Genomic DNA, 17,867 nt, shown 5'->3' with positions numbered 1-17,867 from the left:
GCTAAAACTCGAACTGATAGAGCAAATCAAGTGCCTGATCTACGCCAGACACGGCTTCCAGATATAGCTTAGGCATCAGACGATAACGTAGCGTGAGTGTCGCTAAAGAGTCAAATATACCCACACCATATTTCACCTGCAGACCTGGCAGTACATATCCGCTGACAACCACCTGAGAGGAGTCACCCACCCCTTGCGTGTCCAGTGCCAGATTGCTTACGCCAAATGTCTCCCCGATTTTACCCACAACCTGACCACTTTGTGCAACCCCCAGGCCAATAAGCATTGATGTCATCGCCGCACTATCGCTCTGCTCGCTGTCCAGCCCTTGCCCACGTAACAGATAAGAGAGGGCCATTTGCTGTGACATTGCCGGATCGGAGAAGATTTCCGCTTTCGGTTCATCTGCCGTACCCGTCACGCGAACACCGGCGATAACGTCATCTTCAGTCGCATCCGGGTTACGAATCGCCTCGATATTAAGCAACGGCTGGTCCGGAGGACCAGAGAATAACAGCTCACCTTTGCGAACTATCAGGTCCTGACCATAAGCATGGAAGCGGCCGCTCGGAATATTAATTTGTCCGTTCAGTCCCAGCCCCTGCTTATCCTGCGCCACTTTGAGATCGCCCGTCAGACGCGCTTTCAGACCAAAGGCATCGATGCGAACGTTGTTGCCAACGTGGATGTTCAGGTTGCTGTTGATCGGAATACCGGCGCTCTGCGGCTTCTCTGGCTGCAGGTTATCGTTGAGCATCACCATGTCGCTGGAGACCCCTACCGCGCTTTCCGGCAGGTCATGCACCACAATACGCGCCCACGGCACATCCACGTTACCATCAAGGGTAAACAGGCTCGGCGTGGCTTCGAAGACCACATCCGGCGAGACGTCCAGACGAACCATCGGCGGCACGGTAATACGCACGCGGCTGCCTTTGGCAGCAACACGCGCCCGCCAGTTATCTATCTGGCTCCAGTCGGCATCGCCGCTGAGGTTAATCTGCCCCTGCTGCGTACGCACCACGCCCGCCAACGTCGAACGCGTTCCGTTGAAGTTCACAGCCAGCTGGCTGGGCTGCATATCAAACGGCATAAAGTTGCCGTCAACGTCCAGGCCGCTAAGCTGCAGCTGTCCAAGCAGCTGCGGGCTTTGCACGTCACCGCCGAGGCGCAGGTTGGCGTTGAGCATCCCTGCGGCTTTTTCGCCACGCGAGAAGATGGGATTCACCATCGCCAGATTGAAATTACGGATGTTGACGTTGCCACCCAGATTACGTCGTCCTTGTGGATCGCTTATCTGCACCTGGCCGTCAAACTGGCCGTTATTGGTCAGGCGAATCAGCCAGCCCAGCTCGGCACGGTTGTTGTGCAGATCAGCGGTCAGGTTCAGCGTCTCAAACGCGACCGGTAACGCGGCATCGTTTACGCTCTGGGTGACCTTCACGTTACGCCCACTTAGCGTCACTTGTCCCTGCGGCAGCCCCTCTTTAGTGGTGTCCCAGCTCACGTCAGCCTTACCGGTGAACACACCGCTGGCCTGCGTGGTATCCGGCATAAACGGTTTCAACATCGCCAGGTCGAAGCGGTTCAGGTTCACCACCGCGCGACCTTCCGCCCCGGCATCGATCGTCTGCGGTACGCACAGTTCCGCATTTGGGTTATTCCAGCAGTGGGGCCCAATACTGATTTTCTGCTCCTGGTTACGGTAATCCAGCGCAATCGCACGGTTAAGCGACCACGGACCGACCGGCGTCTGGAAGCGGGTATTGCTCAACGTCCCTTTCCAACGCTGTTCTTTGCGATCGAAGCTGCCGGCCAGATCCAGTTGCCCGGAAACCGGCTCCCCCTGAATGCGTAGCTGTAATTCATGCTGCTTTTCACTGCCTTTCGCGTTCAGAGTGACCAGCCCGATATTGACGTCAGGTTGCACAATCCGCTCTACGCGCACATTGAGGCTACCGGCGATTTGCTCAGCGGATCTCACGTCGCCCTCGACGCGCACCTGAGCCACGGAAAGCTCCTGCCAGCGCAGACCACGGGCTGTGATATCCGCCAGCAGTTGCGGTGCCTCGACCGTACCGCGAACTTTAATCAGTCCTTTTGCCGTACCACCTAACCCCGGCAGTGCGTTATCCAGATTCGGGGCATCAATCGTCGCATCCAGATTGAGATCTTTAACCCCCAGCTCCCCTTTTACCTCAGCGCTGTTGCGCCCCAGTTCCAGGTGCAGGCCCGGAATGGTCCACTGCAGGTAGCTATTCCCCTTCAGTGAGCCGTTCACATTAACCTTATTCTGTTTCACATTCCCGGTCAGCTTCAGTTCCGGAACATCCATTTGCCAGCTTCCGCCATACAGACTGCCGCGCGTTTTCACCAGACCATTCAGTTTTGACGGCCAGTCCGGGATCTCTTTTGCCGTATTGATGCCATCCAGCGTCAGCTCTCCGCGCCAGCTAATGGCCTGCTGCCAGTCCACCAGTGCCTTCAGCTCTGTTTTTCCTTCCAGCGCCGCAATACTGAGTTTGTCGAGATTGATCTGTTGTTCGTTACCTTTGGCATCCAGCGCAATGGTGGCCGGAGGGATATCCTGCCCTTTCACGGCGGTGCGCATCGATAACGTGTAGTCGGTCATTTTGCCGGTCAGCTTGAGCTTGATATCATCGGCCTGGAACTGCTTATCGCCGGTAAACGGCCAGTAAATCTGCTTGCTGACCACTTCCAGATTGAGCGGTAATCCCGCTTCCGCCAGACGCGTTTGCGCACGCAGATCCATATCCACCGGACCAGACAGATTCACACCGACTTCCAGCTGCTCACGCAGCGCGCCACCGACCTTCAGCTTCACCTTTTCGCCTTTTAACGGCTCGATGTTCAGCGTACTGTTCAGCGTAATATCAACCGGCCAGTTGTTGGTCAACTGCGCCGTACCGCTGGCGTTCACCTGGCCCTGGCTGGAGTCGATATCCAGCGCATCGAGCCTCATATTGCCGTCAATGCTGCTCACCTTCAGCAGCATGCTATGCACTGTCAGGTCAGTATCCCCGGTCACTCGCAGCTGTTCACCGCGGAATTCTTCAATATTGAGATTCAGCGGCAGATGGACATCGGTCATTTCCGGCAAAACAGGCTTTGAGAACAGGTCTTTCAGCGTTTCGCCCAGCGGTTTCTCATCCGGCTGCGGGTTCTGGATCTTCGGTTCCACCACCTCTTCCTGCGCCACGTCCGCCACTTTAGGCAGCGCGATCAGCAGGCCCTGTAATGACGTAGGCTTCAGGGTCAGCGTTTTTTCCTGCCAGTTGAGGCCGGAGGTGAAATCCAGGACGGACACCGTGGTGTCATCGATTTTGATATTGATGTTATTAAGCGCCACGCGAGAAAGCGTGATCGGATAAGGTGTGGAGAGGTTCAGCGGGCCACTGTCTTCTTCCTCAACCGGCGCGGCAGGCGGCATCTTTTTACTGTCGATAGCCACGTTGATGTCTTTCAGCGACAGATCGTTGACGCACAGGCTGCTGTTCCACAGACAGTTGAGTCCCACGGCCAGATGCACTTCACCGGCATTCACCGCCACACCAGGCTGGTCGTAGCGGATATTTTTTAGCGACAGATCCCGCCAGCCACCAGTGACCTGACCAATCTCCAGCCCAGGCACCCAGCGAGTAGCTGCTTTGAAGATCACATGCAGGCCCGAGGTTGTCCCTACCAGGAACGCCACAGTGCCTAATAACAGCAGGATAAAAACCAGTACGCCGAGGCTTATCTTCTTCCATAAACTCATAATTCAGGCCCCAGACCGATGTAAAACTGTAAACCATGCTCATCTTTGTCACCGACAGGGACGGCAAAATCGAGCTTGATAGGCCCCACCGGAGACTGCCAGCGTACACCGACCCCGGCACCGGTTTTGAAATCGCTTCTGCGGATATCGCTGACCGCTTCGCCGCTATCGACAAACATCGCGCCCCACCATTTCCCGGTCACGTTATACTGATATTCCAGAGAGCCCGTCGCCAGCTTCGAGGCCCCTTTCAGCTTACCGTCACTGCCTTCAGGCGAAATAGATTTGTATTTGTAGCCGCGGATACTGCGGTCGCCCCCGGCGAAGAAACGCAGATCCGGCGGTACTTTGTCGAAGTCACCGGTTTCAATCCAGCCGAGATTACCGCGCATCACAAAACGGTGCTTGTCGTACAGTGTACGGATCCAGACGTTCTGCGCCTGGAAGACGGAGAAATCAACATCTGAACCCCAGGCAGTATTCGAATAGTCAATGGAATAGCGCTGGGAATCCCCCCAGACAGGCATCAGGCCGCCGCGCGAGCGCGTCCGGCTAATCATCACACCCGGATAGAGCAACATCGTCGTGTTGGTGACGTCACCCTGGGTAAAGTGGTCGAGGCTCCAGCGCAGGTTGATTGCACGCTGCCAGCCACTCGACAGATCCCAGTAGCGGGAGACCGCGAGCGTGGTGGAATCCTGCTCGGTGTCGTTTAAATCGGTACGCTTAAAGCCCCCCTGCACCAGGTAATACTGCTCCAACGGGTTCTTTAACAGCGGCATTTTATAGCTGAAATCAAGGACCTGCTCTGGCGCAGAAATACTGGCACTGGTGGTCAGGCTATGGCCCCAGGAGTTCATCCACGGCTTTTTCCACGAGGTTTTCAACCGCGGCCCGACGTCAGTTGAATAACCGACCCCGGTTTCGATGGTATTTTCGGTGCGCGGCGAGACCACGCCTTTTAGCGGCAGTACTTTGGTTTCACGGGCTTTATCAAATTCGGGCGCCACCACCACGGAATTAAACCATCCGGTCGCCGAAAGACGACGGTTTAGCTCTGCCAGATCTTTCGACTCGTACTCTTTGCCCTCTTTGAACGGCACCAGGTTTTGCAGGTATTCATCGCGAATTTGCGAGCCTTCAAAGGTGACATGGCCAAAGCGGTAGCGCTCTCCGCTGTTGTAATCAATATCCCAGAATGCCTGGCGGCGATCGAGTGCAATTCCGAGCTGACTTTTATTAAATTCGCTGTCGAAATAGCCTTTACGTAACGCCACACTGGTGAGCGACTTTTTGAAGCTGTCATAATCGCCTTGATTCAGCACAGTGCCAATTGCCGGACGCGTTTTCAGCAAATCCAGGTAATCTTTATCCGTACGCGCGCCACCGCGCAGAATCACTTCAGTGCCGCCAATCAGTACCGGTTCACCGGGCGTCACTTTAGCAATCAGCACCTGACGTCCTTTCGCCGGTGGTGGACGTAACTCAAAATCAATGGTTGGCTCAAAGTAGCCCAGCGCTTTTAGCCCTTCGCGGATAGCATCATCAACGCGCGCACGAAAACGCCGGTCAGGTGTGACTTCGTCACTCTGAATCGTGGACAGCTGCGCACGGACGTTTTTCTCCAGCGGTCCTGATAATCCTTCGACCTGTAAGCGAACATTCGCAGCCGCGGCGGAGCCACTTAAGCACAGTAATCCCACCCAACATAACTGACGGATATGTGGCACATTTTCTCCTGAATATCCTTTTTTCCCACCCCTGGAAAAAAATACTATGCCGTTCCTCGGCTTAACAAAAAATCAACAATAAGAGTTGAAAAACAGACGACAACCCAAATATTTCTTATGTTTAACTCTAGACGCATTCACGCTATTTATTGTGGGCAAAGACGCGTCTCGTTACAACCTTAACCCAAATGACTGATTTCGGGAGAACGGCCATGAGTTTATTTGATAGAAAGCATCTTGTTACTCAAGCAGATGCGCTACCTGGACGCAATACCCCGATGCCGGTAGCAACGTTGCATGCGGTTAATCAGCATTCGATGACCAACGTGCCCGACGGCATGGAGATAGCCCTCTTCGCCATGGGATGTTTCTGGGGCGTGGAGCGCTTATTCTGGTCACTACCAGGGGTTTACAGCACAGCAGCCGGATACACCGGTGGCTATACCCCAAACCCAACCTATCGGGAAGTTTGTTCTGGTGATACGGGCCATGCCGAAGCGGTACGCATCGTCTATGACCCGCATGTTATCAGCTACGAACAACTGCTGCAGGTGTTCTGGGAAAATCATGACCCGGCGCAGGGGATGCGTCAGGGTAATGACCAGGGCACTCAGTACCGTTCCGCGATTTATCCATTAACCCCGGAGCAAAGCACAGCCGCGCAGGCCAGCCTTGAACGCTTTCAGGCAGCAATGACAGCCGCGGGCGATGACCGCGAGATTACGACGGAAATCAGTACGGCGACCCCGTTCTACTACGCCGAAGACGATCACCAGCAGTATCTGCATAAAAACCCTTACGGATACTGTGGTATTGGCGGCATAGGCGTTTGCCTGCCACCGCAGAATTAATCAGCAACTGCCCGATAGCGCTTATCGGGCACCTCCACGCTCTTAACGTGACCTCTGGCGGCTTTACAGTACCTTACGCTATACTAGCGTCTGAATTTACCGGCTCAACTCCACGAGCAGGTTTTCAATGAATTTTCCATTGGATTTATACTTTATGGATTTCGAGTTGCAGGACAAAACGCCATAGGTGTTTTGAACAGCGCTAGCGCTGGCCCCAACGCACCTGTAGCTTGAAAGACGACGAGTACCAACTTCTCCCTTCCGAGGATCTGGCGTAACGCTGGATAAGATATGTTAAACAGTATTTTAGTCATTCTCTGCCTGATCGCCGTGAGTGCGTTTTTCTCGATATCCGAGATCTCGCTCGCCGCATCACGCAAAATAAAACTTAAGTTGCTTGCCGATGAAGGCAGCGTAAATGCACAGCGTGTTTTGAAGATGCAGGAAAACCCCGGCATGTTCTTTACCGTTGTGCAAATTGGTCTTAATGCGGTTGCTATTCTTGGCGGTATCGTCGGTGACGCAGCGTTTTCACCAGCATTTAACGGTCTGTTCTCGAAATACTTTGCCCCAGAGCTGTCCGAACAATTGAGCTTTATTCTGTCGTTCTCTCTGGTCACTGGCCTGTTCATCCTGTTCGCGGATTTAACCCCGAAACGCATCGGTATGATTGCGCCAGAAGCTGTGGCTTTGCGTATCATCAACCCGATGCGCTTCTGCCTGCTCGTGTTCCGCCCACTGGTATGGTTCTTTAATGGTCTGGCAAATAACATTTTCCGTCTGTTTAAGATCCCAATGGTGCGTAAAGACGACATCACCTCTGACGATATTTACGCTGTGGTCGAAGCGGGGGCTCTGGCGGGTGTCCTGCGTAAGCAGGAACATGAGCTGATCGAAAACGTATTTGAACTGGAATCCCGTACCGTGCCGTCTTCAATGACCTCGCGCGAAAATGTTATCTGGTTTGATCTGCACGAAGACGAACAGAGCCTGAAGAACAAGGTGGCGGAACATCCGCATTCCAAGTTTCTGGTCTGTAATGAAGATATCGACCACATCATTGGCTATGTGGATTCCAAAGACTTGCTTAATCGCGTACTGGCAAACCAAAGCATGGCGCTGAACAGCGGCGTGCAGATCCGCAATACGCTGATTGTTCCGGATACGCTGACGCTCTCAGAAGCGCTGGAGAGCTTCAAAACCGCAGGTGAAGACTTTGCCGTCATCATGAACGAGTATGCACTGGTGGTGGGGATTATTACGCTTAATGACGTAATGACGACGCTGATGGGTGACTTAGTCGGCCAGGGGCTGGAAGAACAGATCGTCGCGCGTGATGAGAATTCATGGCTGATTGACGGCGGAACGCCGATTGATGACGTGATGCGTGTGCTGGATATCGACGAGTTCCCGCAGTCCGGTAACTATGAAACCATCGGAGGTTTCATGATGTTTATGCTGCGTAAAATCCCGAAACGCACCGATTCAGTGAAGTTCTCAGGCTACAAATTTGAAGTGGTGGATATCGATAACTACAAGATCGATCAGCTGCTGGTAACACGTCTGGACAGTAAACCGAGCGTCCTGGTACCGAAACTGCCGGATGCAAAAGAAGAGACCAGGGCGTAATCCCGCCAGAAACATCAACGGCTCCCATCAGGAGCCGTTTTTTTAACTACTGCATAGCACTTTGGTTAAGCCATCTCTGTCTGCAGACGCAAAACCTGACGGTTAACTTCGGACATAACAGAAAAATGCAGTTTGTCCTTCACTTTTGGGATAAGAATCTTACCCTTATCAAACTCAAAAGCGCCTACATCCTTGATATATAACCGTCCACGAAACAGGATCTTCACGTACTTCGCCACCTGCAGCGGGTTGTATCGTTGGAAAATTTTCATTGTATCTCCTGCTGAGCGTTACGCCTTTGCGGTACCACAATCGGTCCGACAATCCTCAGGCGCAAATTTTAATGCCTTATGACTATAGACTATCTCTACGTTGTTTCCAGCGCGTATAAGTTTATTTACCTTCAGGTTACAATTATTCAGAATTATCTTTTCAACGCTTCGCTGTCTTCAGTATAAGCCTTCATTTTTCGCAGGATTTGTGCGCCCGTCCGCAAACTGGCATCGCGCTTGCGGGAAAAAGCATCATTCGCACATATGATTAAATTCCAGACCCAAGTGGTCGGATCACCTGCAAAATAAAGAAAGAAGGAAAACCCATGACCTTACAAAAACTGCTGGCCCTGTCGTGCCTGCTGCTGCCGATGATTGCCTCCGCGCATAAGTTTGAAACCAACCAGCGTGTACCGCCGGTGGGTATTGCCGATCGCGGCGAACTGATTCTCGATAATGATAAGTTTAGCTACAAAAACTGGAATAGCGCGCAACTGCCAGGGAAAGTCCGCATTGTGCAACACATCGCCGGACGTACCTCCGCCAAAGAGAAAAATGCGACACTGATTGAAGCCATCAAAGCGGCAAATCTGCCGCATGATAAATACCAGACCACCACCATCGTCAACACGGATGACGCCATTCCTGGCACCGGCATGTTTGTGCGCAGCAGTTTAGAGAGCAATAAGAAACTCTACCCATGGTCACAATTTATTGTCGACAGTGACGGCATCGCGCGCAAAACCTGGCAACTGGATGAAGAGAGTTCAGCCATCGCTGTACTCGACAAGGACGGTCGCGTTCAGTGGGCCAAAGACGGGGCGTTAACACAGGAAGAGGTGCAGCAGGTTATCGCCCTGCTGCACACATTGATCAGTAAATAGAGACGCGGAAGCCGGGGTTAAGAAACGATTCACGCGGGGTGTAATCCAGAGGTTTTCCCTGCCAGTCGTGAACGTGAGCCCCGGCAGCGGCGGCAACCGCGTGGCCTGCTGCGGTGTCCCACACGTTGGTGGGTCCAAAACGCGGATACAGTTGCGCCTGCCCTTCGGCAACCAGACAAAACTTCAGCGACGAGCCAATCGACGTGGTCTGATGTTCGCCCAACTGTTGCAGATACTCTTTTAGCTCATTGTCCGCGTGTGAACGGCTAATCACCACCAGCGGTGGACGAGCATCACGAACCTGGATTTGCTTGCGAACACCGCACTCTTCTTTCCACGCTTTGCCATGTTCCGCGCTGTACATCACTTTCATCACTGGGGCATACACCACGCCCAGCACCGGCTTTCCCTTCTCGATAAGCGCAATGTTAACGGTAAATTCACCGTTACGCTTAATGAACTCTTTGGTCCCATCCAGCGGATCGACCAACCAGTAGCGCTGCCAGTGTTGACGAACATCCCAGCCCGGAGGTGCCTCTTCAGACAGAACCGGAATATCCGGCGTGAGTGCCAGTAATCCTTCGAGGATCACCGCGTGCGCGGCAATATCCGCCGCAGTGACCGGAGAATCATCCTGCTTGCTGGTAATCTCCATCGGTTTGAGTCCATCGTAGACCTGCATAATGGCATCGCCCGCATTCCGTGCAAGCTGGCATACATGTTCTAGCATTCTCCACCTCGTTTCTGTCAGTGGTGTTAACTCGTTGTTTTACTTATACCCGATCGTCAAGGGATCCGCCAACTGTGATAGCGTCTGCGGTTTTAAACGCTATATTCATGTCATGATTCACAGTTCTGTAAGCAAGAAGATTTATATACATTTTCTTTTGTGGCTTAGATCTTAAAAGGATGCCCCTGATGATTAAGTTTAGTGCAACGCTTCTCGCCACGCTGATTGCAGCCAGCGTGAATGCCGCGACCGTCGATCTGCGCATAATGGAAACCACTGATTTGCATAGCAATATGATGGATTTCGATTATTACAAAGATACGGCGACTGAAAAATTCGGCCTGGTGAGGACGGCGAGTCTGATTAATGCAGCACGCAACGAAGTCAAAAACAGCGTGCTGGTCGATAACGGCGATCTGATTCAGGGCAGCCCGCTTGGGGATTACATGGCGGCCAAAGGGCTGAAAGCGGGTGAAACACATCCGGTATATAAAGCGCTCAACACGCTGGACTACGCAGTCGGCAACCTTGGTAATCATGAATTTAACTACGGCCTCGACTATCTGCATAAGGCACTCGCTGGCGCGAAATTCCCCTACGTAAACGCCAATATCATCGACGTTAAGACCCAAAAGCCGCTGTTTACCCCTTATCTGATTAAAGACACCGACGTCGTCGACAAAGAGGGGAATAAGCAGACGCTGAAAATTGGCTACATCGGCTTTGTGCCGCCGCAAATCATGACCTGGGATAAAGCCAACCTCAGCGGTAAAGTGACCGTGAACGACATCACCGAAACCGCACGTAAATATATTCCGGAGATGCGGGAAAAAGGGGCGGATGTAGTAGTAGTGATTGCTCACTCCGGCCTTTCTGCCGACCCGTATCAGACCATGGCGGAAAACTCCGTTTATTACCTCAGCGAAGTCCCGGGCGTGGACGCCATTATGTTTGGCCATGCTCATGCCGTCTTCCCGGGGAAAGATTTTGCCAACATCAAAGGGGCAGATATCGCGAAAGGCACGCTCAATGGCATACCTGCAGTCATGCCGGGCATGTGGGGCGATCATCTGGGCGTGGTCGACCTGGTGCTGAATAACGACAGCGGTAAATGGCAGGTCACCCAGGCGAAAGCCGAGGCACGCCCGATTTACGACGCCGCAGCGAAAAAATCCCTGGCCGCTGAAGACACGAAAATCGTTAAGATCCTGAAGGACGATCACGACGCCACGCGCGAGTTCGTCAGCAAACCCATCGGTAAATCCGCCGACAACATGTACAGCTATCTGGCACTGGTGCAGGACGATCCCACCGTGCAGGTCGTGAACAACGCGCAGAAAGCGTATGTGGAGCACTTTATCCAGGGTGACCCGGACCTGGCAAAACTGCCGGTGCTCTCCGCCGCCGCGCCATTTAAGGTCGGCGGGCGTAAGAACGATCCGGCAAGTTTTGTGGAAGTCGAAAAAGGCCAGCTGACCTTCCGTAATGCCGCTGATTTGTATCTCTATCCCAACACCCTGGTGGTGGTAAAAGCCAGCGGTAAAGAGGTTAAAGAGTGGCTGGAATGTTCTGCCGGCCAGTTTAATCAGATAGATATTCACAGCAGCAAGCCGCAGTCGCTGATTAACTGGGATGGGTTCCGTACCTATAACTTTGACGTCATTGACGGCGTGGATTACCAGATTGATGTTTCGCAGCCCGCCCGCTATGACGGCGAATGCCAGACGATAAACCCGCAAGCGGAACGTATTAAAAACCTGACCTTTAACGGAAAACCGATCGACCCGAATGCCACTTTCCTGGTCGCAACCAATAACTATCGCGCCTACGGCGGCAAGTTCGCCGGTACCGGCGACAGCCATATCGCCTTTGCGTCGCCGGATGAAAACCGCGCGGTGCTGGCGGCATGGATAAGCGTTCAAACGAAGAGCGCCGGTGAAATTCACCCGGCGGCTGATAACAACTGGCGTCTGGCACCGATTCACAGCGATAAGAAACTGGATATTCGATTTGAAACGTCACCGTCCGATAAGGCCGCGGCGTTTATCAAAGACAAAGGACAGTATCCGCTGAAGAAAGTCGCCACCGACGATATCGGCTTTGCGATTTATCAGTTGGATTTGAGTAAGTAACGTTAATGCCGGATGACGCAGTCCACAGCGCCATCCGGCAATACTTTACGCCGCCCGTTCGTCCCGTTGCGCCAGCACCTGCGGCAAATTCATTTCAATCCAGTCTGCCAGCGCAGCAACTTTATCGCTCACCTGCTCGCCCAACGGAGTCAGACTATACTCCACATGCGGCGGTACGACCGGATACGACACCCGGTTGATAAACCCATCCTGCTCCAGCGCCTGCAGTGACTGCGCCAGCATCTTTTCGCTGACGCCGCCCATTTTGCGACGTAAATCGCTGAACCGGTGCGTACCGTCACGTAGCGCCACCAGAATCAATACGCCCCAGCGACTGGTGACGTGTTTTAACACCTCGCGGGAGGGACACTGCTCGGCAAACAAATTGCCGTCGCGCAATTGTTGAGAAAGGGTCTGCGTGATCATCTTCATACTTACCTTTTTGTACGTACTTACTAAAAGTAAGTTTAGGTGCTAGTTTTACTAAACACAAGACAAATACCAAGGAGTTTCCCATGATTGCGATTACTGGTGCCACTGGCCAACTGGGCCAACACGTTATTGAAAGCCTGTTGAAAACCGTACCTGCCAGCCAGATAGTGGCGATTGTACGTAACCCAGCCAAAGCGACTGCGCTCAGCCAGCAGGGTATTACAGTCCGTCAGGCGGATTACACCGACGAAGCCGCCTTTACGACCGCTTTGCAGGGTATCGATAAGCTGCTGCTGATCTCGTCGAGCGAAGTCGGGCAACGTACTCCGCAGCATCGCAACGTAATTAACGCGGCGAAAGCTGCCCACGTGAAATTTATCGCCTATACCAGCCTGCTTCACGCCAATACCTCCCCGCTGGGGCTGGCTGATGAGCATGTGGCAACCGAGAAGATGCTGGCAGACTCCGGCATTGCCTACGCGTTGTTACGTAACGGCTGGTACACCGAAAACTATCTGGCGAGTGCGCCAGCCGCACTGGAGCATGGCGTGTTTATTGGGGCAGCAGGAGAAGGCAAAATCGCCTCGGCGACCCGCGCCGACTATGCTGCTGCCGCCGCGCGCGTTATCAGCGAAGATGGTCACGCCGGTAAAATCTACGAGCTGGCAGGCGATGAGGGCTGGACGCTGAGCCAACTGGCCGCTGAGCTGGCCAAACAGAGTGGTAAAAAGGTGGTGTATCAGAACCTGAGTGAAGCCGATTTTGCCGCCGCGCTAAAAGGTTTTGGTCTGCCTGGCGGACTGGCGGACATGCTGGCCGACTCTGACGTCGGCGCCTCCAAAGGCGGACTCTTTGACGACAGCCATACGCTGAGCAAACTGATTGGTCGCCCAACCACATCATTGGCGGACAGCGTCAAAGGTATCGTGTAAGTGTTAAAAATCGGTTAATTGTGGTGGCATCCTCACGCATCCTCTCTGATAATGACAAGATGATGCGTGGGGAGAGATAACGTGCAAGGTGTACCTGAGCAGTTTTTTGATGAGAAAGACAGCGCCCGCTTTCGCCATCTGGCGCAGGTGCCGGGCGTTGAACTGTATCATGCGCACATCTCCCGTTATGCGTTTGAGCCTCACACCCATGAAGCTTTCGGCATTGGCGCGATTGAAGCCGGTGCCGAGCGTTTTCGCTATCGTGGCACGCAATACGTAGCGCCTGCCCACTCCGTTGTCACCATGAACCCCGATGAACTGCACACCGGTGAAGCCGAAACCGCCGACGGCTGGCGCTACCGGATGATCTACCTTGAGCCCGATCTTCTGGAAGAGATCACCGGGGTTCGTCACTGGTGGTTCCATGACGTTACCCGTCACGATCCGCTGCGTTCGCGTAAGATCTGTTCATTGATCCACGGTCTGTGGAACACCGAAGATCCGCTGGCGCAAAAAGGATTGCTGCTCGATCTGATCGATACGTTCCAGCCGCTTGCCTGTCATGCCCCGGTATCGCCGGAAGGGGCGCATCGTTTTGAACGCGTGCGCGAGTATCTGCATGATAATTATATGCACCCGGTCACGCTCGACGAACTGGCTCGCGTGGCATCACTCAGTCCCTGGCATTTCCAGCGCCAGTTCAAATCTCATTTTCACGTCACGCCGCATCAGATGCTGATGGCTGTCCGCCTGTGGCGGGCCAAAAGTTTTCTCACGCGCGGTATGCCCGCCGCCGACGTTGCTGCGGCAACTGGCCTGACCGACCAGTCACATCTCACTCGGGCGTTTACTCATCGCTACGGTATTACGCCCGTACGCTATCAGAAGCAGGTTTATTCGCGCTAATGCGCAATCTCATACAATACAGTGATGTTTTCCCTGCCTACACTCAGCGCTATGTTTAATGATGTGGATGTCAACAATGATTAGCGGTGTGTTGTATGCCCTGCTGGCCGGGCTGATGTGGGGATTAATTTTTGTCGGGCCGTTGATCGTACCGGAATACCCGGCGGTATTGCAGTCGATGGGGCGTTATCTGGCGTTGGGGCTGATCGCACTACCGTTGGCCTGGCTGGGTCGCGGACGTCTACGCCAGCTGGCGCGCAAGGACTGGGTAACCGCTCTGGCGTTAACCATGATGGGCAACCTGATTTATTATGTTTGTCTGGCCAGTGCCATTCAGCGTACCGGCGCCCCCGTTTCAACCATGATCATCGGCACATTACCGGTCGTGATCCCGGTCTTCGCGAACCTGCTTTATAGCCAACGTGACGGCAAATTATCGTGGTGGCGCCTGGCTCCTGCGCTGGTACTGATCGGCATGGGCCTGCTGTGTGTGAATATCTCTGAGCTGAGTCAGGGGTTGCCTGATTTTAGCGGCTGGCGATATGGTTCAGGCATCGCTCTGGCGCTGATTTCCGTGGTGTGCTGGGCCTGGTATGCGCTACGCAATGCCCACTGGCTGCGGGAAAACCCGGATAAGCACCCAATGATGTGGGCGACGGCTCAGGCACTGGTGACGCTTCCGGTTTCGCTGCTGGGGTACATCGCGGCCTGTCTGTGGCTGCGTGGGCAAACACCAGAATTCTCGCTGCCCTTTGGCCCACGACCGGACGTGTTTATCGGCCTGATGATCGCCATTGCCGTATTGTGCTCGTGGGTCGGTGCACTGTGCTGGAACGTCGCCAGTCAGAAGTTGCCGACGGTGATCCTCGGACCGCTGATTGTCTTTGAAACACTGGCAGGCCTGTTGTACACCTTTATTCTGCGTCAGGAGATGCCGCCGTTGCTGACCCTGAGCGGCATCGCACTGTTGGTTGCCGGTGTGGTGGTCGCGGTCAGAGCCAAACCGGAAAAACCGAGCGTCGTCGTGGTTTCACCATCATGATGTGCCGGTGGCGCTACGCTAACCCGGCCTGCCTTGTAGGCCGGATAAGGCGTTTACGCCGCCTTCCGGCGCGACACTTTAAACACCGCCACAGTCTGATTCAGGCGTGCGGCCTGCTCTTCGAGCGCGGCAGCTGCAGAGGCAGACTCTTCCACCAGCGAGGCGTTTTGCTGTGTCACACGATCCATTTCGGCAACGGCCTGCCCGACTTGATCAATACCCCGACTCTGCTCATCGGACGCCGACGCAATTTCGCCCATAATATCGGTAACCTGGGTGACGGCACTGACAATTTCCGCCATCGTCTCACCCGCTTCATGCACCAGTGCCGTACCGGCATTGACCCGGTTCCCTGAGTCATCAATCAGTGCCTTAATCTCTTTCGCCGCCTGAGCGCTACGCTGCGCCAGCGTGCGCACTTCACCTGCCACCACGGCAAAACCGCGCCCCTGTTCACCCGCACGCGCTGCTTCTACCGCCGCATTCAATGCCAGAATATTCGTCTGGAAAGCAATACCGTCAATAACCGTGGTAATTTGCGCAATTTTGCTGGAACTGGTGGCGATTTCATCCATCGTACGCACCACACCGTCGACCACTGCTCCGCCTTTCTGCGCCGTCTGCGAGGCATTTTTTGCCAGGCTGGTCGCCTGTCGCGCATTGTCCGCATTCTGTTTTACGGTGGCCGTGAGCTGTTCCATACTGGCAGCAGTTTCTTCCAGAGAGGCAGCCTGCTGTTCGGTACGAGAAGAGAGATCGTTACTGCCTGCGGCAATTTCACCCGCACCAGTATAGATAGTATCCGCACCGTCACGTACCACGCTAACCGTGTTCGCCAGCGCCTGCTGCATATCACGGACGTTCTGGGCCAGTAGCGCCATTTCGTTACTGCCATCGGCGGTAATATTGTGGGTCAGATCACCTGAAGCGATATGGCGAATATGCCCCATCACCTCGTGGAGTGGTTTCAGCAGGACACGCTGCATGGCAATCCAACTGACGATAATGACGGTTAACACAATCAACAGTACGGCGGATAACAACCAGATAATTTTCTGGTAATCATTTTCGTTATCCCGTACTCCCTCATTCGCCAGCGCGGCTTGCGCGGCACGCCACTCCTGATAAACCTCTTGCATGGCCGTCTGCTTTTGCTCGGCATTCTGTTTGAACATCTCTTCCAGCTTGCCTTCAGCCAGCAGCGCATTCATTTTGGCAAGGGTTGTCGAATAAATGCCGTACTGTTCTTCCAGTCGGTCTGCCAGACTTTCATCCAGACCCGGCGTTTCCGGCAGCGCGTAGTATTTATCGTAATGCTCTTTTGCGTCTGCCAACAGGCGGTTCGCCGTGATCACCAGTTCTTTTAACTGGCCCCCGTTAACTTCGCTTGCCATCGTGCCCTGCAAACGTAACATGCCCCGGTTGAGCGTGACGCGAGCCTGGTTCAGGCTAATCCATGCATCGGTAAACTCCGCCACGTTCTGGCTGGAAAGTTGAGAAACGTTAAAATTTTCCTTATCGTTTTTAAGCGCGCCAATAAAAACGCCTGCGGAAATGAGCTGCATCGCGCCCAGGGCGAGTAACACGGTGATAAGTAAGGTTATCACTTTGATTCGTTTGAACATCTGTTGCCTTTTAGTTATGCAGGTATTGTCTGAGGTCTAACTATCGGCAGCCGCGCCCGCTTATTTAACCTTCTGACGCGGCTTTTTTCGCCGCTTTACGCCTTTTCAATAAGATTCAGCATGTTAACGAGATAAGAAATTTTCGTGACAACTATCACAAATTCCCCCACCTCGAAAGGGGTATATCCTTTGCCATAAGTTGCATTTAAAATACATCTTATATTATTGAGAATGAGGTAACGGCTATGTCTTATCGCGATCAACCTTTAGGTGAACTGGCGCTCTCTATTCCTCGCGCGTCGGCACTGTTTCGTAAGTACGATATGGATTACTGCTGCGGCGGTAAGCAAACGCTGGCACGCGCTGCCGCACGTAAAGAGCTGGATGTGGAAGCTATCGAAGCGCAGCTCGCTCAGTTGGCTGAGCAGCCGCTGGAAAAAGACTGGCGCACTGTGGCACTGGCTGAAATCATTGACCATATCGTTGTGCGTTATCATGACCGCCACCGTGAACAGCTGCCGGAGCTGATCCTGCAGGCCACCAAAGTTGAACGTGTTCATGCCGACAAGCCGAGCGTACCGCGCGGTCTGGCGAAAAACCTGACCATGCTGCACGACGAACTGTCCAGCCACATGATGAAAGAAGAACAGATTCTGTTCCCGATGATTAAACAGGGAATGGGGAGTCAGGCGATGGGACCAATCAGCGTGATGGAAAGCGAACATGACGACGCCGGTGAACTGGTAGAAGTGATCAAGCACATCACCAACAACGTAACGCCGCCACCAGAAGCCTGCACCACCTGGAAAGCCATGTATAACGGCATCAACGAGATGATCGACGATCTGATGGAACACATCAGCCTGGAAAACAATGTGTTGTTCCCACGAGCCCTCGCCGGGGAATAAGAAAAGGCGCCCGAGA

At 53.7% G+C, this 17,867-nt stretch carries 14 protein-coding genes; 8 read left to right on the top strand and 6 right to left on the bottom strand.

Annotated features, from left to right (window positions below; translation table 11 throughout):
* Position 1 precedes the first annotated feature (1 nt).
* Positions 2-3,778: an autotransporter assembly complex protein TamB gene (tamB, locus tag ACLJXE_RS23150; RefSeq protein WP_410752154.1), complete on the bottom strand. Its 3,777-nt coding sequence runs from the start codon at positions 3,776-3,778 to the stop codon at positions 2-4.
* Complete coding sequence (tamA, locus tag ACLJXE_RS23145) at positions 3,775-5,508, bottom strand: autotransporter assembly complex protein TamA (protein WP_286630567.1); 1,734 nt, start codon at positions 5,506-5,508, stop codon at positions 3,775-3,777. Before tamA ends, tamB begins: the two co-directional genes overlap by 4 nt.
* Before the next feature lie 212 nt (positions 5,509-5,720).
* On the opposite strand from tamA, the gene msrA reads away from it, so the two are divergent.
* Both msrA and ACLJXE_RS23135 read left to right on the top strand, forming a co-directional pair.
* Positions 5,721-6,359 carry a peptide-methionine (S)-S-oxide reductase MsrA gene (gene msrA / locus ACLJXE_RS23140; RefSeq protein WP_410752153.1) on the top strand — a complete coding sequence of 213 codons (639 nt, stop codon included), beginning with the start codon at positions 5,721-5,723 and terminating at the stop codon, positions 6,357-6,359.
* 291 nt (positions 6,360-6,650) lie between these two features.
* Positions 6,651-7,988, top strand: coding sequence for a hemolysin family protein (locus ACLJXE_RS23135; protein WP_410752152.1), 1,338 nt, complete (start codon positions 6,651-6,653; stop codon positions 7,986-7,988).
* 65 nt (positions 7,989-8,053) lie between these two features.
* Here ACLJXE_RS23135 and ACLJXE_RS23130 read toward each other — a convergent pair whose 3' ends face one another.
* Positions 8,054-8,260 carry a DUF1107 domain-containing protein gene (locus ACLJXE_RS23130; protein ID WP_003025710.1) on the bottom strand — a complete coding sequence of 69 codons (207 nt, stop codon included), beginning with the start codon at positions 8,258-8,260 and terminating at the stop codon, positions 8,054-8,056.
* Positions 8,261-8,586: 326 nt separating this feature from the next.
* On the opposite strand from ACLJXE_RS23130, the gene ACLJXE_RS23125 reads away from it, so the two are divergent.
* Entirely contained in the window at positions 8,587-9,144 is a 558-nt protein-coding gene (locus tag ACLJXE_RS23125) for a YtfJ family protein (protein WP_410752151.1), read from the top strand.
* Here the strand turns inward: ACLJXE_RS23125 and cysQ are convergent.
* The gene (gene cysQ, locus ACLJXE_RS23120; protein ID WP_286630564.1) at positions 9,134-9,874 is read right to left on the bottom strand and encodes a 3'(2'),5'-bisphosphate nucleotidase CysQ; all 741 of its coding nucleotides are present in this window, start codon (positions 9,872-9,874) and stop codon (positions 9,134-9,136) included. The two genes, ACLJXE_RS23125 and cysQ, sit on opposite strands and share 11 nt — an antisense overlap.
* Positions 9,875-10,062: 188 nt before the next feature.
* Between cysQ and ACLJXE_RS23115 the strand changes: the two genes are divergently transcribed.
* Entirely contained in the window at positions 10,063-12,006 is a 1,944-nt protein-coding gene (locus ACLJXE_RS23115; protein ID WP_410752150.1) for a bifunctional 2',3'-cyclic-nucleotide 2'-phosphodiesterase/3'-nucleotidase, read from the top strand.
* Between the two features lie 45 nt (positions 12,007-12,051).
* Here the strand turns inward: ACLJXE_RS23115 and ACLJXE_RS23110 are convergent, their stop codons facing one another.
* On the bottom strand, positions 12,052-12,432 hold the full coding sequence (locus ACLJXE_RS23110) for a winged helix-turn-helix transcriptional regulator (protein ID WP_286630825.1): 381 nt from the start codon (positions 12,430-12,432) through the stop codon (positions 12,052-12,054).
* Between the two features lie 89 nt (positions 12,433-12,521).
* On the opposite strand from ACLJXE_RS23110, the gene ACLJXE_RS23105 reads away from it, so the two are divergent.
* The 3 genes from ACLJXE_RS23105 (at position 12,522) to ACLJXE_RS23095 (ending at position 15,318) form a co-directional block, all read left to right on the top strand.
* Positions 12,522-13,370 carry an SDR family oxidoreductase gene (locus ACLJXE_RS23105; protein ID WP_410752149.1) on the top strand — a complete coding sequence of 283 codons (849 nt, stop codon included), beginning with the start codon at positions 12,522-12,524 and terminating at the stop codon, positions 13,368-13,370.
* Positions 13,371-13,451: 81 nt separating this feature from the next.
* Complete coding sequence (locus ACLJXE_RS23100; protein WP_410752148.1) at positions 13,452-14,276, top strand: AraC family ligand binding domain-containing protein; 825 nt, start codon at positions 13,452-13,454, stop codon at positions 14,274-14,276.
* Positions 14,277-14,352: 76 nt separating this feature from the next.
* Entirely contained in the window at positions 14,353-15,318 is a 966-nt protein-coding gene (locus ACLJXE_RS23095; protein WP_410752165.1) for a DMT family transporter, read from the top strand.
* A gap of 53 nt (positions 15,319-15,371) precedes the next feature.
* Here ACLJXE_RS23095 and ACLJXE_RS23090 read toward each other — a convergent pair whose 3' ends face one another.
* Positions 15,372-16,943, bottom strand: a complete 1,572-nt coding sequence (locus ACLJXE_RS23090) for a methyl-accepting chemotaxis protein (protein WP_410752147.1) — start codon at positions 16,941-16,943, stop codon at positions 15,372-15,374.
* Between the two features lie 245 nt (positions 16,944-17,188).
* Between ACLJXE_RS23090 and ytfE the strand changes: the two genes are divergently transcribed.
* Positions 17,189-17,851 carry an iron-sulfur cluster repair protein YtfE gene (ytfE, locus tag ACLJXE_RS23085; protein WP_410752146.1) on the top strand — a complete coding sequence of 221 codons (663 nt, stop codon included), beginning with the start codon at positions 17,189-17,191 and terminating at the stop codon, positions 17,849-17,851.
* The last annotated feature ends 16 nt before the right edge of the window (positions 17,852-17,867 follow it).

Source organism: Citrobacter sp. U14242 (assembly GCF_046555775.1).
In the GTDB taxonomy this organism is placed as follows: Bacteria; Pseudomonadota; Gammaproteobacteria; order Enterobacterales; family Enterobacteriaceae; genus Citrobacter.
This window is presented reverse-complemented; position numbering and strand designations above follow the sequence as displayed.